Origin of the sequence: Mesorhizobium sp. M0019 (assembly GCF_040323975.1) — a bacterium.
Lineage (GTDB): Bacteria > Pseudomonadota > Alphaproteobacteria > Rhizobiales > Rhizobiaceae > Mesorhizobium.
Genome location: NZ_JAMYVK010000014.1, coordinates 87,882 through 112,381, shown reverse-complemented (window position 1 = coordinate 112,381; position 24,500 = coordinate 87,882). Strand labels below are relative to the sequence as shown.

General features: G+C 63.4%; 19 protein-coding genes. 10 read left to right on the top strand and 9 right to left on the bottom strand.

The window, feature by feature from the left end:
• Nucleotides 1–29: 29 nt before the first annotated feature.
• From NKK47_RS13065 to NKK47_RS13045, 5 genes are all read right to left on the bottom strand, one after another.
• On the bottom strand, nt 30–2,504 hold the full coding sequence (locus NKK47_RS13065) for a GcvT family protein (RefSeq protein ID WP_352454635.1): 2,475 nt from the start codon (nt 2,502–2,504) through the stop codon (nt 30–32).
• Nucleotides 2,501–3,682, bottom strand: a complete 1,182-nt coding sequence (locus tag NKK47_RS13060) for a pyridoxal phosphate-dependent aminotransferase (protein ID WP_352454634.1) — start codon at nt 3,680–3,682, stop codon at nt 2,501–2,503. Before NKK47_RS13060 ends, NKK47_RS13065 begins: the two co-directional genes overlap by 4 nt.
• A complete protein-coding gene (locus NKK47_RS13055) occupies nt 3,682–4,581 on the bottom strand; it encodes a homocysteine S-methyltransferase family protein (RefSeq protein ID WP_352454633.1) in 900 nt (299 codons plus the stop codon). Before NKK47_RS13055 ends, NKK47_RS13060 begins: the two co-directional genes overlap by 1 nt.
• Nucleotides 4,578–7,031 (bottom strand): GcvT family protein, encoded by a 2,454-nt coding sequence (locus tag NKK47_RS13050; RefSeq protein WP_352454632.1) that lies wholly within the window; start codon nt 7,029–7,031, stop codon nt 4,578–4,580. Before NKK47_RS13050 ends, NKK47_RS13055 begins: the two co-directional genes overlap by 4 nt.
• A gap of 77 nt (nt 7,032–7,108) precedes the next feature.
• Entirely contained in the window at nt 7,109–7,702 is a 594-nt protein-coding gene (locus tag NKK47_RS13045; protein WP_352454631.1) for a helix-turn-helix domain-containing protein, read from the bottom strand.
• Between the two features lie 270 nt (nt 7,703–7,972).
• Here NKK47_RS13045 and NKK47_RS13040 point away from each other — a divergent pair, with 270 nt between their 5' ends.
• Nucleotides 7,973–8,671, top strand: coding sequence for a nitroreductase (locus NKK47_RS13040; protein WP_352452121.1), 699 nt, complete (start codon nt 7,973–7,975; stop codon nt 8,669–8,671).
• A gap of 19 nt (nt 8,672–8,690) precedes the next feature.
• Here NKK47_RS13040 and NKK47_RS13035 read toward each other — a convergent pair whose 3' ends face one another.
• The 4 genes from NKK47_RS13035 to NKK47_RS13020 all read right to left on the bottom strand — a co-directional run bounded on the left by NKK47_RS13035 (nt 8,691) and on the right by NKK47_RS13020 (nt 13,890).
• Nucleotides 8,691–9,278 (bottom strand): sarcosine oxidase subunit gamma, encoded by a 588-nt coding sequence (locus tag NKK47_RS13035; RefSeq protein ID WP_352454630.1) that lies wholly within the window; start codon nt 9,276–9,278, stop codon nt 8,691–8,693.
• Complete coding sequence (locus NKK47_RS13030; RefSeq protein ID WP_352577091.1) at nt 9,271–12,267, bottom strand: sarcosine oxidase subunit alpha; 2,997 nt, start codon at nt 12,265–12,267, stop codon at nt 9,271–9,273. Before NKK47_RS13030 ends, NKK47_RS13035 begins: the two co-directional genes overlap by 8 nt.
• Nucleotides 12,264–12,560: a sarcosine oxidase subunit delta gene (locus NKK47_RS13025; RefSeq protein ID WP_023676536.1), complete on the bottom strand. Its 297-nt coding sequence runs from the start codon at nt 12,558–12,560 to the stop codon at nt 12,264–12,266. Before NKK47_RS13025 ends, NKK47_RS13030 begins: the two co-directional genes overlap by 4 nt.
• Nucleotides 12,561–12,630: 70 nt before the next feature.
• Entirely contained in the window at nt 12,631–13,890 is a 1,260-nt protein-coding gene (locus NKK47_RS13020; protein ID WP_023676535.1) for a sarcosine oxidase subunit beta, read from the bottom strand.
• A 250-nt stretch (nt 13,891–14,140) separates the two neighbouring features.
• On the opposite strand from NKK47_RS13020, the gene NKK47_RS13015 reads away from it, so the two are divergent.
• The 9 genes from NKK47_RS13015 to NKK47_RS12975 all read left to right on the top strand — a co-directional run bounded on the left by NKK47_RS13015 (nt 14,141) and on the right by NKK47_RS12975 (nt 24,490).
• The gene (locus tag NKK47_RS13015; RefSeq protein WP_352577089.1) at nt 14,141–16,630 is read left to right on the top strand and encodes a mechanosensitive ion channel family protein; all 2,490 of its coding nucleotides are present in this window, start codon (nt 14,141–14,143) and stop codon (nt 16,628–16,630) included.
• A gap of 156 nt (nt 16,631–16,786) precedes the next feature.
• Complete coding sequence (locus NKK47_RS13010; RefSeq protein WP_023676533.1) at nt 16,787–17,050, top strand: hypothetical protein; 264 nt, start codon at nt 16,787–16,789, stop codon at nt 17,048–17,050.
• Nucleotides 17,051–17,318: 268 nt separating this feature from the next.
• On the top strand, nt 17,319–19,880 hold the full coding sequence (locus NKK47_RS13005) for a GcvT family protein (RefSeq protein ID WP_352454626.1): 2,562 nt from the start codon (nt 17,319–17,321) through the stop codon (nt 19,878–19,880).
• 7 nt (nt 19,881–19,887) lie between these two features.
• Nucleotides 19,888–20,340, top strand: a complete 453-nt coding sequence (locus tag NKK47_RS13000; protein ID WP_352454625.1) for a zinc metalloprotease — start codon at nt 19,888–19,890, stop codon at nt 20,338–20,340.
• On the top strand, nt 20,280–20,849 hold the full coding sequence (locus NKK47_RS12995; RefSeq protein WP_352454665.1) for a site-2 protease family protein: 570 nt from the start codon (nt 20,280–20,282) through the stop codon (nt 20,847–20,849). The genes NKK47_RS13000 and NKK47_RS12995 overlap by 61 nt, the downstream gene beginning before the upstream one ends.
• Before the next feature lie 100 nt (nt 20,850–20,949).
• Complete coding sequence (locus tag NKK47_RS12990; RefSeq protein ID WP_352454623.1) at nt 20,950–21,798, top strand: DUF1194 domain-containing protein; 849 nt, start codon at nt 20,950–20,952, stop codon at nt 21,796–21,798.
• Nucleotides 21,799–21,912: 114 nt separating this feature from the next.
• Complete coding sequence (locus NKK47_RS12985; RefSeq protein WP_352452114.1) at nt 21,913–22,863, top strand: ABC transporter substrate-binding protein; 951 nt, start codon at nt 21,913–21,915, stop codon at nt 22,861–22,863.
• Nucleotides 22,864–22,934: 71 nt separating this feature from the next.
• Nucleotides 22,935–23,711, top strand: a complete 777-nt coding sequence (locus NKK47_RS12980; protein WP_023676527.1) for an ABC transporter permease — start codon at nt 22,935–22,937, stop codon at nt 23,709–23,711.
• A complete protein-coding gene (locus tag NKK47_RS12975) occupies nt 23,708–24,490 on the top strand; it encodes an ABC transporter ATP-binding protein (protein ID WP_352454622.1) in 783 nt (260 codons plus the stop codon). The genes NKK47_RS12980 and NKK47_RS12975 overlap by 4 nt, the downstream gene beginning before the upstream one ends.
• Nucleotides 24,491–24,500 lie beyond the last annotated feature (10 nt).

Below are 24,500 nucleotides of genomic sequence, written 5' to 3'. Positions count from 1 at the left end.
CTTCTCCCACAAGGGGAGAAAGAAAAGAGTTACATCCGCACCCGTTCCGATTTCGGATCGTACATCGGCTTGAGCGAGGCCTCGGCGGCAAAGCGCTCGCCGGCGATCTCGATCTCGTAGGACGACGACAGCACGTCCGCCTCGCTCTCGCCCTGGCACGGCACGTAGCCAAGCCCGATCGCGCCGCCGAGATGATGGCCGTAATTGCCCGAGGTGATCGGGCCGACGATCGTGCCGTCGCGCAGGATCGCCTCATTGTGGAAGAGCAGGGGCTCGGGGTCATTCAGGCGGAACTGCACCAGCCGGCGTGACAGGCCGGTTTCTTTCTTCTTCAGCACCGCATCGCGGCCAAGGAAGTCGCCCTTGGCCGTTTTCACCGCGAAACCCAGCCCGGCCTCCAGCACATTGTCCTCGTCGGTGATGTCGTGGCCGAAATGCCTGAAGGCCTTTTCGATGCGGCAGGAATCCAGCGTATGCAGGCCGCATAGCTTCAGGCCGGCGTCAGTGCCGGCTTCCGCGATGGCCTCGAAGACATGGGCAGCCTGATCGGTCGAGACATAAAGCTCCCAACCGAGCTCGCCGACATAGGTGACGCGGTGGGCGCGGGCCAGGCCCATGCCGATCTCGATCTCCTGAAACGTGCCGAACGGGTTGTTGTTATTGGAGAAATCATTCGGGCTCAGCTTTTGGATCAGCTTCCTCGAATCCGGGCCCATCAGGCAAAGCACGGCTTCGGCCGCCGTCACATCGGTGATGACGACGAACTCGTCGGCAAGATGTTTTCTCAGCCAGGCCAGGTCGCGTTGCAGCGTGGCGCCGGGCACGACGAGGAAGAAGGCGGTTTCGGACAATCGCGAGACGGTGAGGTCGCTCTCGATGCCGCCGCGCTGGTTGAGCATCTGGGTGTAGACGATCTTGCCCGGCGTCACGTTCATGTCGTTGGCGCAGAGCCTTTGCAGGAAGGCGCAGGCGTCGCGGCCCTCGACGCGGATCTTGCCGAACGAAGTCATGTCGAACAGGCCGACGCCGTTCCTGATCGCAAGATGTTCCTCGCGCTGGTTGTCGAACCAGTTCTGCCGCTTCCAGGAATAGCGGTATTCGCGCTCCTGGCCGGGCCTAGCGAACCAGTTGGCGCGCTCCCAGCCGGCGACCTCGCCGAACACGGCGCCGCGCGCCTTCAGATGTTCGTGCAGCGGCGAACGCCTGACATTTCGCGAGGTTGCCATCTGCCGGTAGGGGAAATGATCGGCGTAGAGCAGGCCGAGCGTTTCGGAGACGCGCTCCTTGAGATAGCGGCGGTTCTTCTGGAACGGCTGGGCGCGGCGGATGTCGACCTCCCAGAGGTCGAAGGGCGCTTCGCCATCATTGATCCATTGCGCCAGCGCCATGCCGGCGCCGCCGGAGGAGACGATGCCGATCGAATTGTAGCCGGTCGCCATCCAGTAGCCGGAAAGCTCCGGCGCCTCGCCGAGATAGTAGCGATCGTCGGGCGTAAAACTCTCGGGACCGTTGAAGAAGGTGTGAATGCCGGCGGTGGCCAGCATCGGCATGCGGTTGACGCCCATTTCAAGGATAGGCTCGAAATGGTCCATATCCTCCGGCAACTGGTCGAAGCAGAACTCCTCGCTTATGCCGTTCATGCCCCAAGGCTTGGCCACTGGCTCGAAAGCGCCGAGCATCATCTTGCCGGCATCTTCCTTGTAGTAGGCGCACTCGTCCGGCACGCGCAGCACCGGCAAGCGGGAAAGCCCGGGGATCGGTTCCGTGACGAGATAGAAATGTTCGCAGGCGTGCAACGGGATGGTGACGCCGTTCTGGGCGCCAAGGTCGCGTGCCCACATGCCGGCGCAGTTGACGACGATATCGGCTTCGATCAGGCCTTGCTCGTCGCCCTGCGCCCAGGAAACGCCGGTGACGCGGCCGGCCCTGGTATGCACCTTGGTCACCTTGACGTTCTCGACGATCGTCGCACCGCGCTGGCGCGCGCCCTTGGCCAGGGCCATGGCGATGTTGGCCGGGTCGCACTGACCGTCGAGGGGCAGATGCACGGCGCCGACCACATCGGATACATTGAGATGCGGATACATCTGCTTGACTTCGTTTGGCGAAATCTCGCGCACGTCGACATCGAAGGCGCGGGCGAGAGATGCCTGCCGATAGATCTCGTGCTTGCGCTCCTCGGTCAGCGCCACCGTGATCGAGCCGACCTGGCGCATGCCGGTGCCGACATCGGTCTCGGCCTCCAGCTTGACGTAGAGGTCGGCCGAGTATTTCGCCAGCCGCGTCATGTTCTGCGAGCCGCGCAATTGGCCGATCAGGCCGGCGGCGTGCCATGTCGTGCCCGACGTCAGCTGCTTGCGCTCGAGCAGGACGATATCGGTCCAGCCGAGCTTGGCCAGATGATAGGCGACCGAGCAACCGGAGACGCCGCCACCGATGATGACCGCCCTCGCTTTGGGAGGAATGGCCTTGGTCGGAATGGTTTTGGTGGGCGAGGCGCTCATGCGGCCTCACGGCGATAGAAGGAGGCGAAGCGGCGCAGGCGTGTGGCAGCCTCCATCAGCACCGGCTCAGGCTGGCAGAGGCTGAAGCGGATGTGGCCGGCTGCAGCCTCGCCGAAGCTCGAGCCGGGCATGACGCCGACCTTCTCCTGGTCGAGGAAAGCCCAGGCGAATTTTTCGTCGTCCGGCTCGATCGCCGATATGTCGAGCATGACGTACATGCCGCCTTCGGAGCCGCGCACGGTGATGTTGTTCATACCGCGCATGGCATCGAGGACGACGGTGCGCCTCGCGGCGTAGCGCTCGGCGATCTCCTTGACGCCGTAACCATTTTTGAGCGCCTCAGCGCAGGCGAGGCTGATGAAGGCCGGCAGGCCGTAGGTCATCACCAGATTGAGGTCGGTCAGCAGCGAGACCATCTCCTCGGGCCCGGTCAGCCAGCCCATGCGCCAGCCGGTCATGCCGTGGCTCTTCGACATCGAATTGATGACCAGCGTGCGTTCCGCCATGCCGGGCAGCGAGCGTGGTGAGACGTGCTCGCCGCCGCCCAGCGTCCAGTAGACCTCGTCCGACAGCAGCCATAGGTCATGCTCGCGGCAGATCTGCGCCAGATCCTCCAGGCGCTCTCGCGAATAGACGGCGCCCGTGGGGTTGTTGGGCGTGTTGATCAGGATGGCGCGGGTGTTCGGCCGAAGGGCGGCGCGAATGTCGGCGGCGCGCGGCTGAAAGCCATCCTCGGCGGGGGTCTCGACGACGCTGAACTCGGCGCCCGCCGCACTGAAGGTGTTGGGATAGGTGGCGTAATAGGGCGCGACGACGATGGCATGGTCGCCCTGGTCGAGAACCGCTTGAATGGCCGCGTAAAGCGCGGCCTGCCCGCCCGGCGTGGCAATGACCTGGTCGGGATTTGTCGCAACGCCGGTGCACAGCGTCGAAGCCGCCGCCATCGCCTTGCGCAGGCGTGGAACGCCGGCAAGCGGCGTGTAGTGGTGATTGCTGGCGCGGACGGCCGTCACGCAGGCTTCGATCGTCTCGCTCGGCGTGTCGAAATCGTGGTCGCCGACCGACAGCATGATGATGTCCTCGCCGGCCTGCTTGCGCGCCCAGGCAGCGGAATGAACCTCCCAGCCATCCTTGCCCGAAGGCACGATGCCGGAAATGCGCGATGATGGCCTGGGCATTATGCTGCTCCCGAAATTTCATAACCGGCCTGTTCGAGCCGGTCGCGCAGCGCGGCGATGTGGGCCGGTCCGACTTCGCAGCAGCCGCCGACGATGCCGGCGCCGGCCTCGACCCAACCGACCGCCTGGCCGGCATAGGCATCCGGATCAAGGTCGTGGCGGGCGTGCAGCACTTCCACGGTTCCGCCATGCTTGAGCGCCTCAATCGAGGTGAAGCCGTTGGCATAAGCGCCGACCGGACCGCCGAGAGCGATCAGTTCGGGCAGCGCTGCAGCGATCGCTTCGGGCCGGCAGCAATTGATCAGCCGGGCCGCGACGGGCAGGCCGGCAAGAGCGTCCGACGCCGCCGCAATGGCTTCGCCGCTGCGCAGGCGCGGCGTGCCGTGGTCGGCAAGCGTCCACGAAATCCATACGGGCTTGCCGCTTTCCGACGCCGCGGTGACGGCGGCGCGCGCCTCTTCGGCCGACGCCATGGTTTCGCACAGAAACAGATCGACGCCGTCCGCCTGCTCGGCAACGATACGGCGATAGATGTCGAGCGTATCCTGGAAGGATATCGTCAGCGCCGGCGCATAGCTGCCGAACAGCGGCGACAGGCAGCCGGCGATCGCCGCGTCGCCGGCCTGGTCGCGGGCTTGCCTTGCCAGTTCGATGCCGCGCTTCTGCAGCGGCTTGAACAGCTCTTCCGCGCCTTCGCGTGCCAGCCGCTCCGGCGTGGCTGAATAGGTGTTGATGGTGATGACGCGGGCGCCGGCGCGGATGAATTCCGCATGCAGGTCGCGCACCAGATCCGGTTCGTCGATCAGCACCCTGGCCGACCACAGCGGCGTCGGCTCGGAACTGCTGCGGCGGACCAGCTCCTGGCCCATGCCGCCATCGGTTAGGATGACAGTCTTCATGCTCTGAGCCTTTCGTTCTTCGGATCCCATAACGGCTCATCCTTCTGCACGATCGCCCGAAAACGTTCGCCGAAGATCTCGACCTCGACCGCGGTTCCCGGCTCGGTGAGGTCGGCGCGCAGCATGCCGAGCGCGATCGACTTGTCGATGCGATGACCCCAGCCGCCGGATGTCGTCTCGCCGACGATGCGGCCGTCATGCCACAGCGTCGACATGTAGGGCGCATCGCAGTCGCGGGGGTTTTCGACGACCAGCGTGACGAAGCGCCTCTTGATGCCCTGCTGCTTCTCGTTCTGCAGCGCCGCCTTGCCGCGGAAGTCGGGCTTATCCCATCTGACGAAGCGCTCCAGCCCGCCCTGCAGGATCGAATAGTCGGTCGACAGGTCACCCTTCCAGGTGCGGTAACCTTTTTCGAGCCGCAGCGAATCCAGCGCGTACATGCCGAACGGTTTTAGTCTATGCCTCTTCCCGGCCGCCCAGACGGCGTCGAAGATGGCTGCGGTATCGTCGACCTTGCTGTGGATTTCCCAGCCGAGCTCGCCCGCGAAGGACACGCGCACCAGCTTTGCCCAACGTCCGGCGATACTGGTTTCCTGATGCGTCAGCCAGGGCAGGGTGAGGTCGGCTGCGCAGAGTTCGGCCAGGATTTTTCGCGAGTTGGGGCCGGCGAGGATCTGGGTGGAGTATTCCTCCGTCCGGTCGACCAGCTTGAATGTGGCGTCCTTCGGGATGCGCGATTTCAGCCATTCGAAATCATGCCACTGAGCCACAGCGGCGGTGATCAGCGTCATCAGGTCTTCGCCGTGACGGACAACCGACATTTCGGTGACGATGCGGCCCTTGTCGTCGGCAAAATAGACGAGGCCGATGCGGCCGGGTTTCGGCACCAGGCCTGTCACCTGGAGGCTCAGCCATTCGGCGGCACCCGGACCGTCGAGATTGAAACGGGAAAACCCCGGCAGGTCCAGAATGCCGGCGGCATCGCGGACGGCGAGGCATTCCTCGCGCACACGATGCTGCCACGGCCCGTCGCGGCGGAAAGTCAGCGTGGATTCTTCGGAGATGTCGTCGCCTGGCTTCGCATACCAGGTGGCGCGTTCCCAGCCATTATAGGCGTCGAACCGGGCGCCGAGTGCCTTGATGCGGTCGTGGAGCGGCGACAGCTTGCGGTCGCGCCCGGCCGGCCAGGCATGGCGCGGGAACTGGATGGCATATTCGTTGCCGTAGATCTCCATGCCCTTGGCGACGCAATAATCCGGGGCCGAGGCAAAGGCGGTGAAACGGCGCGGATCGCAGGACCACATATCCCATTCGGTCTGGCCCTCGGTCACCCATTCGGCCAGCACCTTGCCGGCGCCGCCGCCCTGGGCGATGCCGAAGGTAAAGATGCAGGCCTCGAAGGCGTTGGGCACGCCGGGCATCGGGCCGATCAGCGGGTTGCCGTCCGGCGCATAGGGGATCGGCCCGTTGATGACCTTGGACAGGCCGGCGGTGCCGAGGATCGGCACGCGGGCGACAGCATCGGCCAGGTATTGTTCCAGCCGGTCGAGATCGTCGGGAAACAGCTGGAACGAAAAGTCGTCGGGCATTGGGTCTTTGTGGCCGACCCAGTGGGCGCGGCAATTGCGCTCATAGGGGCCGAGGTTCATGCCGTTCTTTTCCTGGCGCAGATAATAGGACGTATCGACGTCGCGCAGCAGCGGCAGCTTCTTGCCCTGTTCCTTCGACCATGCGGCCAGTTCGGGGATTTCCTCAAACAATATGTATTGATGGCTCATCACCATCATCGGCACCTCGCGACCGAACATCCTGCCGACCTCGGCGGCGCGGTAGCCGGCGGCGTTGACGACGATCTCGCAGCGGATCTCGCCTTGCGCTGTCTCGACCACCCACTCGTCGTTGTCGCGGCGCACGCCGGTGACCGGACAGAAGCGGATGATCTTCGCGCCCATGTCACGCGCGCCCTTGGCCAGTGCCTGGGTCAATTGCGCTGGATCGATATCGCCATCATTCGGATCGTAGAGCGCGCCTTTCAGCTCATGCGTCTCGATGAAGGGGTAACGGCGCTTGATCTCGTCGAGCCCGACCACGTCGATATCCATGCCCTGGTAGCGGCCCATGCCCTTGGCGCGCTGGAATTCCAGCATGCGCTCCGCGCTATGGGCCAGCCTGAGCGAGCCGGTGACGTGGTAGTTCATGGGATAGCGGACCTCGTCGGCCAGCCGGCGATAGAGCTCGGTCGAATAACGCTGCATGTTCATCAGCGACCATGACGAGGAGAAAGTCGGCACGTTGCCGGCGGCATGCCAGGTCGAGCCGGAGGTCAGCTCGTTCTTCTCCAGAAGCACGCAGTCGGTCCAGCCCGCCTTGGCGAGATGGTAGAGCGAGGAGGCGCCGACGGCACCACCTCCGATGATCACAACGCGTGCCGTGGTCGGCAAACCGGCCATGTTCTTCTCCGACTATTTGTTTTGATGCATGTCGTTGTCCCAAAACCGCCACGCACTTTTGGGCGACATGCATTCGTTCAATAGACAGGCGGCGAAACCACCCAGATGACGACAGCCGGCTCGGCTCCAGGATTGCGCCAGCGGAACGGCTTGCCGTCGAAGCGGAAGGAGTCGCCTTCGCCAAGCCGGTGCCAGATGCCAGCAATTTCGATGTCGAAACTGCCCGAAGCGACGTAGCCGGCTTCCTCGGTCGGCCGGCGCGCCTCGGCCTTCATCTCGGCACCCGGAGCGAAGACCGAACGCAGCATCTCGAAGCTACCGCCGAGATCGGGCGACAGAAGCTCCTCCACCAGGCCGGAATCGCTTGTGCCAAGCGTGCGCCGGTTGCCGGCGCGCACGACCACGCCGCGCTCGGTCTCGACAGGCACGTCATGGCTGAAGAACAGGCTGACCGGCACGCCGAACAATTCGGCGAAGGCCCTGAGATCGCCGAGCGACGGGACCGACAGACCGCGCTCGACCTGGCTGACCCAGCCGACGGAACGGCCGAGCTTCAGTGCGATTTCAGCAAGCTTCAAGCCGCGCGCCTTGCGCAACGCGCGAATGTCGCCGGCCAGCAGCCGTTCGCCGCTGTCCTGTTCCGATCTGGCGGCGGTGGAGGGCAAAGTCATCCCTGTCTCGGTGAAAAATTCCCAGCAAATTTCATTTGATGGCGGGTTCATGAAAAAATCAAGAGGATTTTCACGCAACCACAAGATTTACTTGCGCCATTTTGACGGTTCGGGCAAAGGCTCGGCGCACGAGCGGCGAGTGGGGCGTCCGGTCGAGGCGGGTAGGCTATCGGGCGTTCAAAAAGACGCGCAAGGATGCTCCATCACTTCTAGTCGGCGCATGATCCTTCCGGAAAATCGGGTTCGGGATCATACGCAAAAGGACGGCCCATGCTGGAAAACAACTCCCGGATTGCGGCGGCGATCGTCGATGACGCGATCACCTCGCGGCGGTCGGTACGCGCCTTCTTGCCCGATATGGTCGACGACGAGACCATCCGCGATATTCTCGCCGTTGCCGCGCGCGCGCCCTCAGGCACCAATATGCAACCCTGGAAAGTCTATGTGACCAAGGGCGAGGTCAAGCAGCGCATCACCGACGCCATCCTCAGCTCGGGCATCCGCGCCGAAAAGGCCGAGTGGGACGAGTACCGCTACTATCCCGACCAGTTCTTCGAACCCTATCTGACGCGACGGCGGGCCAACGGCTTCGGCCTCTACGGCGTGCTCGGCATCGGCCGGCGCGAGGTCGACAGGATGCGTGCGCAGCACGACCGCAACTTCGTCTTCTTCGACGCGCCGGTCGGCATGATCTTCACCGTCGACCGGCGGCTGAACAAGGGGTCGTGGATCGACTACGGCATGTTCCTGCAAAACATCATGGTCGCCGCGCGGGGCAGGGGCCTGCACACCTGTCCGCAAGCTGCCTTCGCGCCCTATCACCGGCAGATCAGGCCGGTGCTCAACATTCCCGACGAGGAGATCGTCGTCTGCGGCATGGCGCTCGGCCATGAGGATACGTCCAAGCCCGAAAATGCCTTCCGCACCGACCGCGCGCCGCTGGAAGAGTGGGTGACGTTCGCGGAGTGACGTGAAGCGCCGTCCGGCTCTACTGCACTTCGTAGCCGACTTCCTCGCTCGCATGGCAGAGCGCTTTCCAGAACGAGCGGGCAAACGAACGGAACACATAGATGTCGAACTGATCGGCGCCGGTGCGCTGGATCTGCGCGAAGATGTCGTGATGCATGGTCGAGCGGCCGGCGCCGATCGGGAAGGCCGGCAGCGCGAAGTCGATGGCGAAGAATTTCGCCAGCACCCACTCGGCCTTCGGCCCGGCGATACGGATCGCGGTGCGGCCGTGCGAAAGGTCGGTCACCGTACCGATGGCCGAAGTGACGACATCGGCAAAGGCCGGCGCCAATCCCTCGGCTTCATCGACCACAGTGAACTTTCCCGGCGCAAAGCCGAACACCGACCTGGCGCCGTTCGTCACACCGCCACCGGCGCCGTCGGGCAAAGCCAGGCCGGTGACCGCATGGATGCCGGCCATCAACTTCTTCTCCTCGCCGGGCCAGGCGGCGAGCTGCAGGATCGAACCCGGCCTGGTTTCGGAGAGGATGATTTCGACACCATGCTCGAAATTGCCATGCGAGCCCGGATGCAGCACCGGCTCAAGCGGTGATTGGCGTTCAACCATGCATGCGGCTCCCGTCCGGATCGAAGAAATGGTTGGAGACGATCTCGACCGGCCCGAACCGGTTGCGCAACGGGTCGGAAACGTAGGCACGCGAGCCTCGCCGCGCCTTGCCGCCCTTGACCAGGGCAAGCGCGATATATTTGCCCAGCGCCGGCGAATAGCAGCAGGCGGTGATGTGGCCAAGCGAGCCGTGCGGATTGGCTTCGTCAAGCTCCTCGACGATGTGTGCGCCGCCATTGAGCGGCTGGTTGTCGAGCGAAACAATACCGACGAGTTCCAGGCGGTCGGGCGCGATCAGCCCCTCGCGGTCCATCATCGCCGAACCGATGAACGGCTTCTTCTTCGACAGCATCCAGTCGAGATGCAGGTCGCGTGCCGTGGTACGGCCGTCGATCTCGGCACCGGTGACGTGGCCTTTCTCGATGCGCATGGTGCCCAGCGCCTCCAGCCCGTAGGTCACCAGCCCGAACGGCTTGCCGGCTTCGATCAGCGCCTCCCAGACATGGGTGCCGTAGCCGGCGCCGGAGTAGACCTCGAAGGCCATTTCGCCGGAGAAGGACAGCCGGCAGATCATCACCGGCACGCCGGCGATTTCGCCGTGGACGATGCCCATGAAGGGCAGGGCGGCATTGTCGACGGCGGTGCCGCTGACGCAAGCAGCCAGTATCTGCCTTGCCTTCGGCCCGCCGATGGCGGCACCGGCCCATTGGTCGGTCACCGAGGTGACGTGGACCTTCAGCGCCGGCCAGATCACGTCGAGGAAATATTCCAGATGCTGCATCACCTTGCCGGCATTGGCGGTGGTGGTGGTCATCAGGAAATCCTGCTCGCCGAGGCGCCACGTGGTGCCGTCGTCAAAGGCGAGACCGTCCTCGCGCAGCATCAGCCCGTAGCGCGCCTTGCCGACGGCCAGCGTCGAAAACATGTTGGTGTATACGCGGTCGAGGAATTCCGCCGCGTCGGGGCCTTGCACCGCGATCTTGCCCAATGTCGAGACATCGACGATGCCGGCGCTCTCGCGCGTGGCTCTCGCTTCGCGCACATAGGCCTGCTCGATCGTCTCGCCGGGATGGCCGTAGATCATCGGCCGATACCACAGGCCGGCGGAATACATGGTGGCGCCGTTGGCGACGTGCCAGTCATGCATCGGCGTCAGCCGCTCGGGCTTCAGATCGCCGAAGCGTTCGGCGGCTAGCGAGCCGATCGACACCGCCGAAAAGGGCGGGCGAAAGCGCGTCGTACCGACCTCTGGGATCGGCTTGCCGAGCGCCTCGGCCATGATGGCCAGGCCGGGTATGTTGGAGCTCTTGCCCTGGTCGGTTGCCATGCCGAGCGTGGTGTAGCGCTTCAGATGCTCGACCGAGACGAAGCCTTCGCGATGCGCCAGCCGCACGTCATCCGCCGTCACGTCATGCTGGAAGTCGACGAAGCTCTTTCCTTCGGCCTTGATCTCGAACACCGGCGCCGGATCGGGATCGCCAGGTGCTGCCTCGACGGCAGGCAAGGCCGCCGGCGTGGCGGTTGCGCCCGCTGCGGAAAGACCGGCGGCGCGGCCTTCGGCGATCGCCTCGGCGGTGGAGAAACTGCCGGTGAAGGCGCCGGCGCCGATCCATTGCCGTGTCGTCGGCTTGGGCGGCAGGAACGCTTGCAATGCTTCGTTCCATTCCGCTTTGGCTCCGGCCTGGCTGGCCAGATGAATGGTCGGCGACCAGCCGCCCGACATCAATAGGCAATCGGCGTGGATGCTGCGCGCATCGCCGGAAAGCGCGCCGTTGACCATGTCGAAGCGCTGCACCTTGAAGCCGGAAAGCGCCTTGCCGCCCTCGGTGGCGATCACCGCGTGGCCAGAAAGGATCTCGGCCTCCGCTTCGCCGGCCAGCTTGCGCATTTCGCTCGAAAGTTCTGGGCGCACGTCGACGATGGCGACGACCACGGCGCCGGCCTTCTTCAGCGCAAGCGCGGAGCGGTAGGCGCTGTCATTGTTGGTGAACAGCGCGACCCTGTCGCCCGGCAGCACGCCATATTCAATGGCATAGCGCTCGGCAGCATGCGCCAGCATTACGCCTGGCCGATCGTTGCCCGGAAAGACCAGCGGACGCTCCAGGGAGCCGGTGGCCAGCACCACCGACTTGGCGCGGATCGTCCAATAGCGATGGCGCGATTCGCCCTTGCCGGGCGTTTCCTTGTGGTCGGTGACACGTTCGAGCGCGGCAAGCGTGTTGCCGTCATAATAGCCCCAGACGGTGGTGCGCGGCAGCAGGCGGACATTGTCACGGCCTTCGAGCTGGCCAGCGGCGCGCGCTGCCCAGTCGGCGGCCGGCATGCCATCGATCGTCTCGCCCGACCAATTGGCCGAGCCGCCGAAATGCGGCTCGAGCTCGGCCAGGATGACGCGTGCACCCTGATCGGCAGCCGCCCTGGCGGCCATCAGCCCCGCCGGGCCGGAGCCGACTACCAGCACATCGCAAAACGCGTTCATGCGTTCGTAGCGCGCCGTATCGGGAGCCGTGCCTGCCTTGCCCAGGCCGGCGGCACGGCGGATGAAATGCTCACAGAACATCCAGAAGCGAGTGCCCTTCAGCGGACCGATCACCGGTCCCATGAAGGTCTTGTAGTAGAAGCCGGCCGACAAAAGCTTGCCGCCGAGTTGGTTCACGGCACTGACGTCCCAGGCAAGCGAAGGGAAGCGGTTCTGGCTGATTGCGACCAGCCCGTCATAAATCTCGACCATTGTGGCGGGGATGTTCGGATCGCGAACCTCGCCCCTCAACACTGTGACCAGCGCGTTCGGTTCCTCGACGCTGGCGGTCAGCACGCCGCGCGGGCGGTGATATTTGAACGAACGCCCAAACAGGGTGACGCCGTTGGCCAGCAGCGCCGAAGCCAGCGTGTCGCCGGCATGGCCGGTATAAGGCGCGCCGTCGAAGGTGAAACGGATGGTCCGCAGCCGGTCGATGCGGCCCCCGGCCTCTGTACGGCGCGGGCTCATGGCTTGTCCTCGGCCCGGTGCCGCGCAACCGAGTTGTGGTCGCCGCGCGCGAACGCGGTGCTGGAGATCTCGTGCGTCAGCGTGTTGCGCACGACCCGGAGATGGGCGCGGCAGCCGCCGGAATGCTGCCAGATCTCATTGTGGTCGCCGGCTGGATTAAGCCGGTCGTAGACATAGGCGTTCCAGGCGTCGAGGTTCTGCGAGGCGGGCTGTGGGCGCTGGCGATTGCCGTCGCCCTGATAGGTGAATTCGATCACGTCGCGCGGGCCGCAATAGGGGCAGGTGATGAGCATGGATCTCTTAAACTTCTCGTTTGACCATGATCTTGTCCGAAAACCGGTTTCCACTTTTCGGGATCATGGCCTAATGCAGCCGGGGCGTGGCGCCCTGGCCCTTGTCGTCGATCACCAGGCCACGGTAGAAGCGGTCGAGCGTGAAGGCCGCGTTGAGACCGTGCGGCTCGTCCTTGGCAATGGTCCAGGCAAAGCACCAGCCGGAAGCCGGCGTCGCCTTGAAGCCGCCATAGCACCAGCCGCAGTTGAGATACATGCCCGGCAGCGGACCGGTGGTGATGATTGGCGAGCCGTCCATCGACATGTCGCAGACGCCGCCCCATGAGCGCAGCATGCGGACACGGGCCAGCCCAGGGAACAGCGCCAGCATCTCGCTCATCACCTCATCGACGATCGGCAGGCTGCCGCGTTGGGCGTAGCTGTTGTAGCCGTCGAGATCGCCGCCATAGACAAGGCCGCCCTTGTCCGATTGCGACATGTAGAAATGGCCCATGCCGAAGGTCAGGACCGTATCGATGAACGGTTTTAGCGATTCCGTGACGAAGGCCTGCAGCACGTGGCTCTCGATCGGCATCGTCTCGATGCCGGCAAGCCGCATGACCCGCCCGGTGCTGCCGGCAACCGCGACCGCTACCTTTTTTGCGCGGATTTCGCCGCGCGTTGTCGTGACGCCGGTGATGCGGTCGCCGTCGCGCAGGAAGCCGGTGACCTCGCAATTTTCGATGATGTCGACGCCGCGGCGATCTGCGCCGCGCGCATAGCCCCAGGCGACGGCGTCGTGGCGGGCGGTGCCGGCGCGCCGCTGCATCAGGCCACCGACGATCGGGAAACGCGCGGTGGCTGAGACGTCGAGCGCCGGCACCAGGCGCGCGATTTCGGCCGTGGTCATCAGTTCGGCGTCAACGCCGAGATGGCGCATGGCGTTTCCGCGCCGGGCATAGTCGTCGAGCTGAGCAGGTGTGTGGGCGAGGTTCAGGCAGCCGCGCTGCGAGAACATGACGTTGTAGTTGAGGTCATGGGCCAGGTTCTCCCACAGTTTCATCGAATGCTCGTAAAAGCGCGTGTTGGCCGGCAGGAGATAGTTGGAACGGACCGCCGTGGTGTTGCGGCCGACATTGCCGGAACCGAGCCAGCCCTTCTCCAGCACCGCGACATTGGTGATGCCGTGCTCCTTGGCTAGGTAGTAGGCGGTCGACAGGCCATGGCCGCCGCCGCCGATGACGATCACGTCGTAGGACGCCTTCGGGTCGGGCTTGCGCCAGGCCGGCCTCCAGTCCTTGTTTCCGGTCAGCGCGTTCTTGAGAAGCGAAAAGGCCGAATATTCCGCCATTCTTATTGTCATCCATTTCAGGCTTTGCGGCAGACTATAGAGCAGGCCGCCAACGCAAAGCCAAGATTGCGCCATCGCTTTTCGACTCCCCGACTTCGACTGGATTGGCCGACTTCGATTGGATTGGCCGACTTCGATTGGCGGACTTCGAAAACGAGCCGCCTGGCATGACTTGCCCCGTGATATGAGCGTCTTTATCAAGGACGTGCTTCAAAACTGCCGCTGCCGTCCGCGAGTCGCCAGAAAAATCATGTTCTTTCGCTTACTCCGCCTGGTCCTGATCGCTGCGCTTGTTGTCTTGGCGCCGCCGTCGTTCGACGCGATGGCGCAGGCGCTCGGGCAGGGTGCCGCCGGGCTGGTTACAGACCAGCAGAAGGTCATCCAGAGCCTGACGGCCAAAACCGACGGTCTCGAGAAGAAGATACAGCAGGACGGCCAAGACGATGCCACCCTCGTGGAAATCCGTCTGCAATTGGAGGATCTGTCGCGGGCGGCGCTCACCAGCGCACTGGCATTCCGCTCGCGTCTCGGCGATATCAACGATCGGATCGAGACGCTGGGACCTCCGCCGGCCGCGGGCCAGCCGGCCGAGCCCGACATCGTGACCGGCGAACGCCAGGCGCTGGCTTCCGAAAAAGCCGAGATTAACGCCGTCATTGCCAGCGCGCAGAACCTGTCGATCCGCATCAGCGGGCTGATCGAGAAGATCGGCAACATGCGCAGCGAGCTGTTCCGCAATCAGCTCACCAAGCGCTACGTGCTGTCCGATGCATTGAGCCCGGAGGTCTTTTCCGACGCCAATGACGAATTTACCAGTTTCTACAAGGCGGTATCGTCCTGGCTGAGCTTCGCCTTCAAGTTCAAGTTCCAGGCAATTCTTGCCGCGACGTTGATGGCGCTTGCGCTGGCCGCTGTGCTTTTTGTCGGCGGGCGGCGCCTGTTCGGCCGCGTCTTCGAAGCCGATTCTTCCGTCGAAGATCCATCCTATCTCAGCCGCCTGTCGGTGGCGTTCTGGTCGACATTGCTGCCGTCGCTGGCGGTTGGCGCCTTCCTTATCTCGACGGTCTTCTTCTTCAATTATTACAATGTCTTGCGCGGCGACATCGGCATCTTCCTGAATTCGCTGGTTGCCGTTATCGCGGTGGTGTTCTGCGTCAACCGGCTGACCAATGCGGCGCTGGAACCGCAATTGCCGAACTGGCGTCTGATCCCTGTCGAAACCGGCCCGGCGCGCTGGCTGGTGCGGCTGACGACTGCCATGGCCGTCGCCATCGGCATCAATTATTTCCTGTCGGTCGTCAACGACAAGATGGGCTCGCCGCTATCGCTGACCATCGCCAGAAGCTTTGTCGCCACCATCAGCGTCGGCGTCATCCTGATCCTGATGGGGCTGCTGAAGCCGTTCAAGGCTGCCGACGGGAGCTGGCGCCCGTGGCCGGCATGGCTGCGCTACACCGCCGTCGCGCTAGGGCTATTCACCATAGCGTCGGCGCTGCTCGGCTTTATCGGCCTTGCTATTTTCGTCTCGGTGCAGGTCGTGGTTACCGGCACTATCCTGGTCACCGCCTATATCGGCTTCCTGTCGGCGCGGGCGATCGGCATGGAAGGTGGTTTCGCCAACACTTCGATCGGGCGCTGGCTAGCGGCCAATTCAAGCTACGAAGAGACCGCGCTCGACCAGCTCGGGCTTGTAGTCAGCGCCGCCATAAACACCATGATCGTGCTGGTGTTCCTGCCGCTGATCCTGTTGATGTGGGGCTTCCAGCCCGGCGACATCCAGGCCTGGGCCTACAAATTGGCGACGGGCCTCACCATAGGCTCGGTGACGATCTCGGTCACCGGCATCCTCACCGGCGTCGTCGTCTTCATCATCGGCTATTTCCTGACGCGCTGGTTCCAGGGCTGGCTCGACGGTTCGGTGATGGCGCGCGGCCGGGTCGACACCGGTGTGCGCAATTCGATCCGGCTGGCGGTCGGCTATGCCGGCGTCGCGGTCGCGGCACTGGTCGGCATCTCGGCGGCCGGTATCGACCTCTCCAATCTCGCGTTGGTCGCAGGCGCCCTGTCTCTCGGCATCGGCTTTGGCCTGCAGAATGTCGTCTCCAACTTCGTCTCGGGCCTGATCCTTTTGGCCGAGCGGCCGTTCAAGGTCGGCGACTGGATCGTCGCCGGTGACATCAGCGGCACGGTCAAGAAGATCAGCGTGCGCGCCACCGAGATCGAAACGTTCCAGCGGCAGTCGGTGATCCTGCCCAATTCAAACCTGATCAACAATGCGGTCGGGAACTGGACGCACCGCAACAAGCTCGGCCGCATCGATATCAAGGTCGGCGTCGCCTATGGCAGCGACATCAAGCACGTGCATGGCGTCCTGTTGGAGATCGCGCGCAGTCATCCGCTGGTGCTGAAAAACCCCGAACCCTTCGTGCTGTTTTCCAATTTCGGCCCGGCCGCGCTCGAATTCGAGATCCGCGTATTCCTGGCAGACGTTCTTAGTGGCAATATCGTCCAGAACGACATCCGCTTTGCCATCTTCGATGTGTTCGCCGACCAGCATATCGAAATTCCGTCGACACCGCGCGCCGTCGTCGAGACCAAAAAGCACGAAGCGTGGCCGATCGACGACGACAAGATCGAAGTCGAATTCGCCGAGCGGGAACAAGCAAAAGCCCTAGCGGCGGTCGAGGCGAAACGTCTCGCCAAGTCGGGACGCAAGGTACGGAAGCCCGATCCTGACTAGCTGATTGGAGCTTGCCCTCAAGCCTTCGGAAACCAATTGCGGCATGAATGCGGCATTCAGTTGCCGTTCAGCTTGCATTGCATATAAGCTCACCTGCAAACGGCGAGAATGCCTTGCGAAATGCAACAGAGGCGGTGGCAACACCGATACTGCAAAATGTGGAAGTCTCTCGTCGCCGCCATCGCTTTTCTGGCCGTGGGCGGTTCGGCCCATGCCGCCAGCGCGGTCAACAAGGACGCCGAGACCCGCACGCTGATCGTGACGGAAGGCGGCGGCAAGACCGAGTTGGCGCTGGCCGCTGGCGAAACCGTGGAATTTTGCCCGAGCGGCTGTTTTGTTACCTTGCCGAATGGCGACCTCGAGGCGCTGACCGGTTCGGAGACGATTGAGATCTCGGGCGGCGTCGCGCGCATCAAGTAAAGTCGACGCCATGATTTTTGAAGGCCGGGCAAACGCCCGGCCTTTTATTTGCTTCCGGTAATCGGCGATGAAGGTATGCACTTTTCTTCGAAGCTGCGCAGGACGGGCTCTAGCAGCGCCTTCGTACCAAGCAGGGCGAAGGCGTAGGTCTAACTGCATTCGACGGGCTGGTGGCGCGGGCTTTTTTGGCGATGTCGCAAACAGGCTGCAAGCGCGGCGCCGCGCCGCCCTATAGTCTGCTCGCAATAGCATCTTGGAGTCGCGGGCAATGGCAGGGTTTCCGGAAAAGGCGAAGGTCGTCATCGTCGGGCTGGGCGGCATCGTCGGCGCATCGGTCGCCCATCACCTGATCGAGCGAGGATGGGACGATATTGTCGGCATCGACAAATCAGGCATCCCGACCGATATCGGCTCGACGGCACACGCTTCCGACTTCTGCTACACGACCAGCCATGATTTCCTGTCGTGCTGGACGACGCTCTATTCCATCGATTTCTACGAAAAGATGGGTCACTACGCGCGCATCGGCGGCCTCGAGGTCGCCCGCGTCGGCGACGACGCCCGCATGGCGGAGATCAAGCGCAAGATCGCCTCGGCGAAGGCCTTCGGCACACGCGCCCGCCTGATCGATCCCGCCGAGATCAAGGAAAAATTCCCGCTGATCGAAGAACAGATGGTACAGGGCGGCCTGTGGGATCCCGACGCCGGCCTCGTCATCCCGCGCTCGCAGACCGTCGCCGGCAAGCTTGTCGACCAGGCGGAAGCTTCCGGCAAACTCAGGGCGTTTGCCAATACGTCGGCCAGGTCGCTCGTCATCGAGAACGGCCGCATCAAGGGCGTGGTGACCGACCGCGGCACCATCGAGGCCGACTATGTTGTGGTCTGCACCGGCATCTGGGGACGGCTGATCGCGGAAATGGCGGGCGAGGACCTGCCGGTCATGCCGATTGACCATCCGCTTACCTTCTTCGGGCCGTACACTGAGTTCGCCGGCACCGGCAAGGAGATCGGCTGGCCGCTGCTGCGCGACCAGGGCAACTCGGCTTACATGCGCGATACCGGCGACCCCAAGACCGCCGAAGGCGGGCAGATCGAATGGGGTTATTACGAAGAGACCAATCCGCGCCTTTGCCATCCGCGCGATATTCTCGAGAAAAACGAGGCGCGGCTTTCGCCGTCGCAACGCGATCTCGACATGGAACAAATCCTGGCGCCGCTCGAGCGCGCCATGGAACTGACGCCGATCCTGGGCGAGCTGGGCTACAATGAGAGCCATTCCTTCAACGGCCTGCTGCAGGTGACGGCGGACGGCGGCCCCTCGATGGGCGAAAGCCAGAAGGTCAGGGGCCTATGGTATGCCGTTGCGATCTGGGTCAAGGACGGCCCCGGCATGGGCAAGCTCATCGCCGACTGGATGACGGACGGCCGCACGGCGATCGACCACCACGCCATCGACTATTCGCGCTTCTATCCGCACCAGACGAAAGAGCAGTTCATCTGGGACCGCTGCACCGAAACGGCGATGAAGGTCTACAACCCGGCTGTCCATCCGCGCGAACCCTTCTCCAAGGCCCGCAATGTCCGCCGCTCGCCCTTCTGGGAGCGCGAAAAGGAACTCGGCGGCTATTTCATGGAGCTCGGCGGCTGGGAGCGCGCCCACGGCTACGCCGCCAACGAGCATCTGCTCGAGAAATACGGCAACCGGGTGCCGGTGCGCCAAAACGAATGGGATAACCGCCACTTCTGGCGCGTCTCGAACGCCGAGCATCTCGCGATGAGCGAGGATTGCGGCATCGTCAACCTGTCGCATTTCGCCATGTACGACGTGGAAGGCCCGGACCATGTCGCGCTGATGGAATGGCTGTGCGCGGCAAAGATCGGCGGTGACGGCAATATCGGCAAGGGCATCTATACCCATTTCCTCGACGAGGAAGGCATGGTGCGCGCCGACCTGACCGTCATCCGCATGGCCGACCGCTGCCGCGTCATCGACGGCGCTGATGCCGGGCCGCGCGACTTCCAGTACATGCGCCGGACGGCAGAGGACAAAGGCTTCGACGTTACCGTCACCGATGTGACCGAGAGATATGTGACCGTCGGCATCTGGGGTCCGAACGCGCGGGCAACATTGGGCAAGGTCGTGGAAAACCCCGACGGACTGACGCCTGAGAATTTTCCCTTTGCCGCGATCAAGCCCGTCAGGATCGCCGGCAAGGACGTGACCGCCTTCCGCATCTCCTATGTCGGCGAGCAAGGCTGGGAACTGCATATGCGCTACGAGGACGGCCTGGCTGTCTGGGACGCGCTGCGGTCGACCGGCGTGATGGCCTTTGGCGTCGAGACCTATGCCAACAGCCGCCGCATGGAGAAGAGCCTGCGCCTGCAAAACGCGGACCTCTTGACCGAATACAATCTGCTGGAAGCCGACCTTGCCCGTCCGAAAGTCAAGGAGGCCGATTTCTGCGGCAAGGCAAAGCATCTGCAATATCGCGCCCGGGTGCATCAGCCGGCCATGCTTTGCACGCTTATCATGACGGACAATACAGATTCGAATGGTGTTCCCCGCTATCCGGTTGGCACGATGCCGGTGATGGACCCGCAAACCGGTGAGACGCTCGTCGACGAGCTCGGCCGCCGCTCCTTCACGACCTCGGTGGCCTATGGTCCGACCCTCGGCAAGAACATCGCGCTCGCCCACCTGCCCTGGGCGTATTGCCAGGAGGGCCGCAAGCTGAGCGTCGAATATTTCGGCGAGAAGTACCCGGTCGAAGTGGCCGCCGTCGGCTACAGGCCGCTCTACGACCCGGAGAACCTCAATCCGCGCAGCTAAGCGTTGCTTGCCTGCCGATTCTCCACACAGGCAAGCCGAGCAGTGCCAGCAGGACCTGAATGCAGAAGCCCGATTCATCGTCGGGCTTTTCGCTTTGTGGAGCGATGATTCTCGCTTACCGTCGCGCTGCGATTGGGGGGTGCCTTTGCGGCGGATCGGCTGGGACAGAAAAAACGATGCGCTTGTGTTTCAGCTGAACCGGAATATCCCGGTTCGCGTCAGCTGGACCTTCGCAATTCCCATTGTGCTGCCCTTCCTGAACGAGTGGGCGAGCCGACCCAAGGATGCACTGATCCATACCTCTATCTTTGCAGCGCTTCTGTTTGCGTCGATATTTCTGGACGAACTGGCACACGCCTGGATCGGACGCCGACAAGGCGTCGCCACTGACAGGATAGAATTAAATCTCTTCGGCGGGCTCACGCGTTTCAAACGCGCCGCAGCGCCATCGCCTGCCTAGGCGCGGATTGCGATAGCGGGTCCCCTGGCGAACGTCGCGCTCGCCGCGTTTTTCGATGCGGCCTATTATCTGGTTTTTGGAGAACTCATCCAGTTGCGCCCGAAAGGCCATTCGGGTGGCTGCCGTCAAGGTCGGCCGGTCCTCTGGAATGGACGCTTTGGATTGGCGCATTGTTGAACGTGTCACTTATCATTCTCAACATCCTGCCCGCCTACGATCTGGATGGCGGCGTGATTGCAAGACATTTGTTCCTGAGACGCTTCGGCGTCCGCCGGGCCGCGCAGATCGTCGGCATCTGCGGCATCGTACTTTCAATTCTGCGTTTTGCGATCATCTTGCCTGCCGCGGTTGCAGGTATTCTGTTGTGGCTTCCGCCGTCATTCAAGCCGAACTGGAGGGCAGCGCGCGGGGTCGGTGCTAGAAAACCGAAGCCGGACCCATCCTCCGAGACGGATGTCGAGAAGGCCGTGGAGTGGCGGGGACGGGGCGGGCACCGCATCCACCAATGAAATTCGTTTTCCGGCGGTTCGCAAAAATGTGACCGAATGAGCCCGGGTCTCCACCGGGCTTTTCTCTTTGTCGATCGGCGATTTTCGCTTACCGTGCGGCATGTCTGGTTTTGCCCGTGCAAGACATCTCGTCTCGGGTGCCGCCGCGCTGGCGTCGGTGCTATGGCTGACTGCAAACTCCCGCGCCGCCGAGCCGGTCGACGTCGAACTGGTGCTGGCAGTCGACGTTTCGCTGTCCATGTCGCCGGACGAGCTCGAAATCCAGCGTCATGGCTATGCGGCGGCGCTGACGCATGACGATGTCCTGCAGGCAATCGGCGAAGGCGCTCATGGCAAGATTGCCGTCACCTATGTCGAATGGGCTGGCGCGACCTGGCAGCAGGTCGTCGTGCCGTGGACGGTGATCGCCAATCGTGCCGACGCCGAGCGGCTGGCAGCGCAGCTTTCCGCTCATCCGCCGGCCAGTGCCAGGCGCACCTCGATCTCCGGCGCGCTGGAATTCGCCAGCGATCTCTTTGCTGAAAGCGGCTTCCAGGGCGTCAAGCGGGTGATCGACATTTCGGGTGACGGCCCCAACAACCAGGGCGCACCTGTCGATATCACCCGCGACGCCGTGATCAAGCAAGGCATCACCGTCAACGGCCTGCCGCTGATGACCAGGGGCGGGTTCAGCAGCGCTTACGATGTCAACAATCTCGACCGCTACTACAGCGACTGCGTCATCGGCGGGCCGGGCTCCTTCATGATCCCGGTCAATGACTGGACGCAGTTTCCGGAGGCCATCCGCCGCAAGCTGGTGCTGGAGCTTGCCGGTCCGGCCTCGCCGCAGCGAGCGGCGGAAGAGGCGGCGCATCCGCCATTGGTGCTGGCACAGGACATCCCCGTCACCGACTGCCTGGTCGGCGAAAAAATGTGGCGCGACCGCAGCTGGATGTACGACAGCCGCTGATGGCGGAGTTTGCTGTCGATAGTGACATACCGCAGTGCAGCATCTGCTTCATTGACAAGCCTGCGGGCGTCTGTGACACAATTCCCCATCCGAACACATAAAAGGGGAACCGACATGAACAGGATCGGAATTCTTGCCGCAAGCTTGACGCTTGCCGTCGGATTGTCCGCGCCGGCGATGGCCGCCACATCGGTCAGCATCGGCATCAGTGGATGGACCGGCTTTGCGCCGCTGACGCTCGCCAAGCAGGCCGGCATCTTCGAAAAGCACGGCCTCGACGTCACCTTGAAGAAGGTGCCGCAAGCCAGCCGGCCGCTCGCCATCGCCAGCGGCGACCTGCAATGCGCCGCCACCACGGTCGAGACCTGGCTGGTCTGGAACGCCAATGGCGTGACGACCAAGCAGATATTCCAGCTCGACAAATCCTACGGCGCGGACGGCATCGTCGCCCGCAACGACATCAAGACCGTCGCCGATCTCAAAGGTAAGTCGGTCGCGTCTTCGGCGCCGGGCACCTCGCCCTATTTCATGCTGGCCTGGGTGCTCAACAAGAACGGCATGTCGACCAAGGACGTGACGGTCGTCAACCTGGAGCCGGATGCGGCGGCGCAGGCGTTTCTCGCCGGCCAGAACGATGCGGCGGTCACCTATGAGCCGTTCATCTCGGCGGTGCGCGAAAAGTCCGACCAGGGCCATATCCTTGTGACCACTCTCGACTATCCGATGGTGCTCGATACCGTCGGCTGCACGCCGGAGTTCCTCAAGGCCAATCCGGATGCGGGCAAGGCGCTTGCCGACAGCTATTTCGAGGCACTCGACCTGATCAAGAGCGATCCGGCGAAATCCTATGAGACGATGGGTGCCGACGTGAAGCAGTCGGCCAAGGAATTCGAAGAATCGGCCAAATACCTGAAATGGGCCGACAAGGCTGAAAACAAGCAGTTCTTCACCAAGGAATTCCAGGACTTTTCCAAGACCGCCGGCGAGCTTCTGCTGCAGATGGGTTTGATCAAGGAAGCGCCTGACGTCTCGACATTGGCCGACACCAGCGCCGTCGCCGACTAACCGGCAGGATTGTCGCCCGGCGGCGGCGCGTGCGCCGCCGCTTTTTCATTCAGATCAGAGGACGGTCGAAGATGCCGCGCCCCTTGCATCCGGTCTCGCCGGGCATTCGAACCGTGCTCGGCATTTCGTTCTTCGTGCTGTTCGTGGCGTTCTGGGCGTGGATCACGCTTGGCGGCCATGTCAATCGCATTTTCCTTGCCGATCCGCTGTCGATGGTGAGAGACGGTTGGCGGCTGCTGGTCGAGGACCGCTTCTGGCTCGACATCCTTATCACCATCTGGCGCGTCTTCGGCGGGTTCCTGATGGCGGCCATCGTTGCCGTGCCGCTCGGCATCGTGATGGGTGCCTGGAAGCCCGTGGAGGCGTTTCTGGAGCCGTTCGTCTCCTTCGCCCGCTATCTGCCGGCATCGGCCTTCATCCCGCTGCTCATCCTGTGGGCGGGCGTTGGCGAGCTCGAAAAACTGCTGGTGATCTTCGTCGGCTCGGTGTTCCAGATCATCCTGATCATCGCGGTCAAGGTCGGCGGCACACGGCGCGACCTGGTCGAGGCGGCCTACACGCTTGGCTCGTCCGACAACGGCATCGTGCGGCGCGTGATCATGCCGGCCAATGCGCCGGAGATTGCCGAGACCCTGCGGCTGGTGCTCGGCTGGGCCTGGACCTATGTCATCGTCGCCGAGCTGATCGGCTCGTCGTCGGGCATCGGCTACATGATCATCAACAGCCAGTCGCGGCTGGCGACAGGGCAGATCATCTTCGGCATCATCGTCATCGGCCTGATCGGGCTGTTGTCCGATTTCGCCTTCAAGGCGCTCAACCGTTGGCTGTTTCCATGGAGCCTGGCGTGAGCAAGCTGCTCATCGAAGGCGTCTCGCGCACCTTCGCCGGTGTCGGCGGTGGGCAGCCGGTCAAGGCGCTGATGCCGATCGATCTGGCGGTTGCCGCCAACGACTTCATCACCATCCTGGGGCCATCCGGCTGTGGAAAGTCGACGCTGCTCAGGATCGTCGCCGGCCTCGAAGCGCCGAGTGGGGGACGTGTTCTGCTCGACGGTAGGGTGGTGGACCGGCCCGGTCCAGACCGCGGCATGGTTTTCCAGTCCTATACGCTGTTTCCGTGGCTGACGGTCGCCGAGAACATCGCCTTCGGCCTGCGCGAACGTGGAATGGCCGAGCACGAGCGCAGCGAAATCGTCGCTTCTTACGTCGATCTCGTCGGGCTGAGAGGTTTTGAAAACCATTGGCCGAACCAGCTTTCCGGCGGCATGCAGCAGCGCACCGCGATTGCCCGGGCACTGGCCAACGATCCGGAGATCCTGCTGCTCGACGAGCCGTTCGGCGCGCTCGACAACCAGACCCGCGGGCTGATGCAGGAACTGCTTCTCGGCATCTGGGAGCGCCGGCAAAAAACGGTGCTGTTCGTCACCCACGACATCGAGGAGGCGATCTTCATGGCGTCGCGCGTGGTCGTGATGACGGCACGGCCGGGCCGCATCAAATCGGACGTTGCCGTCGACCTGCCGCATCCGCGCCACTACACGCTGAAGACCAGCCCGGAGTTTTCGGCACTGAAGGCGCGGCTGACGGAAGATATCCGCGTCGAGGCGATGCGCACGGCGCAGATATAGTCGGGTCAGC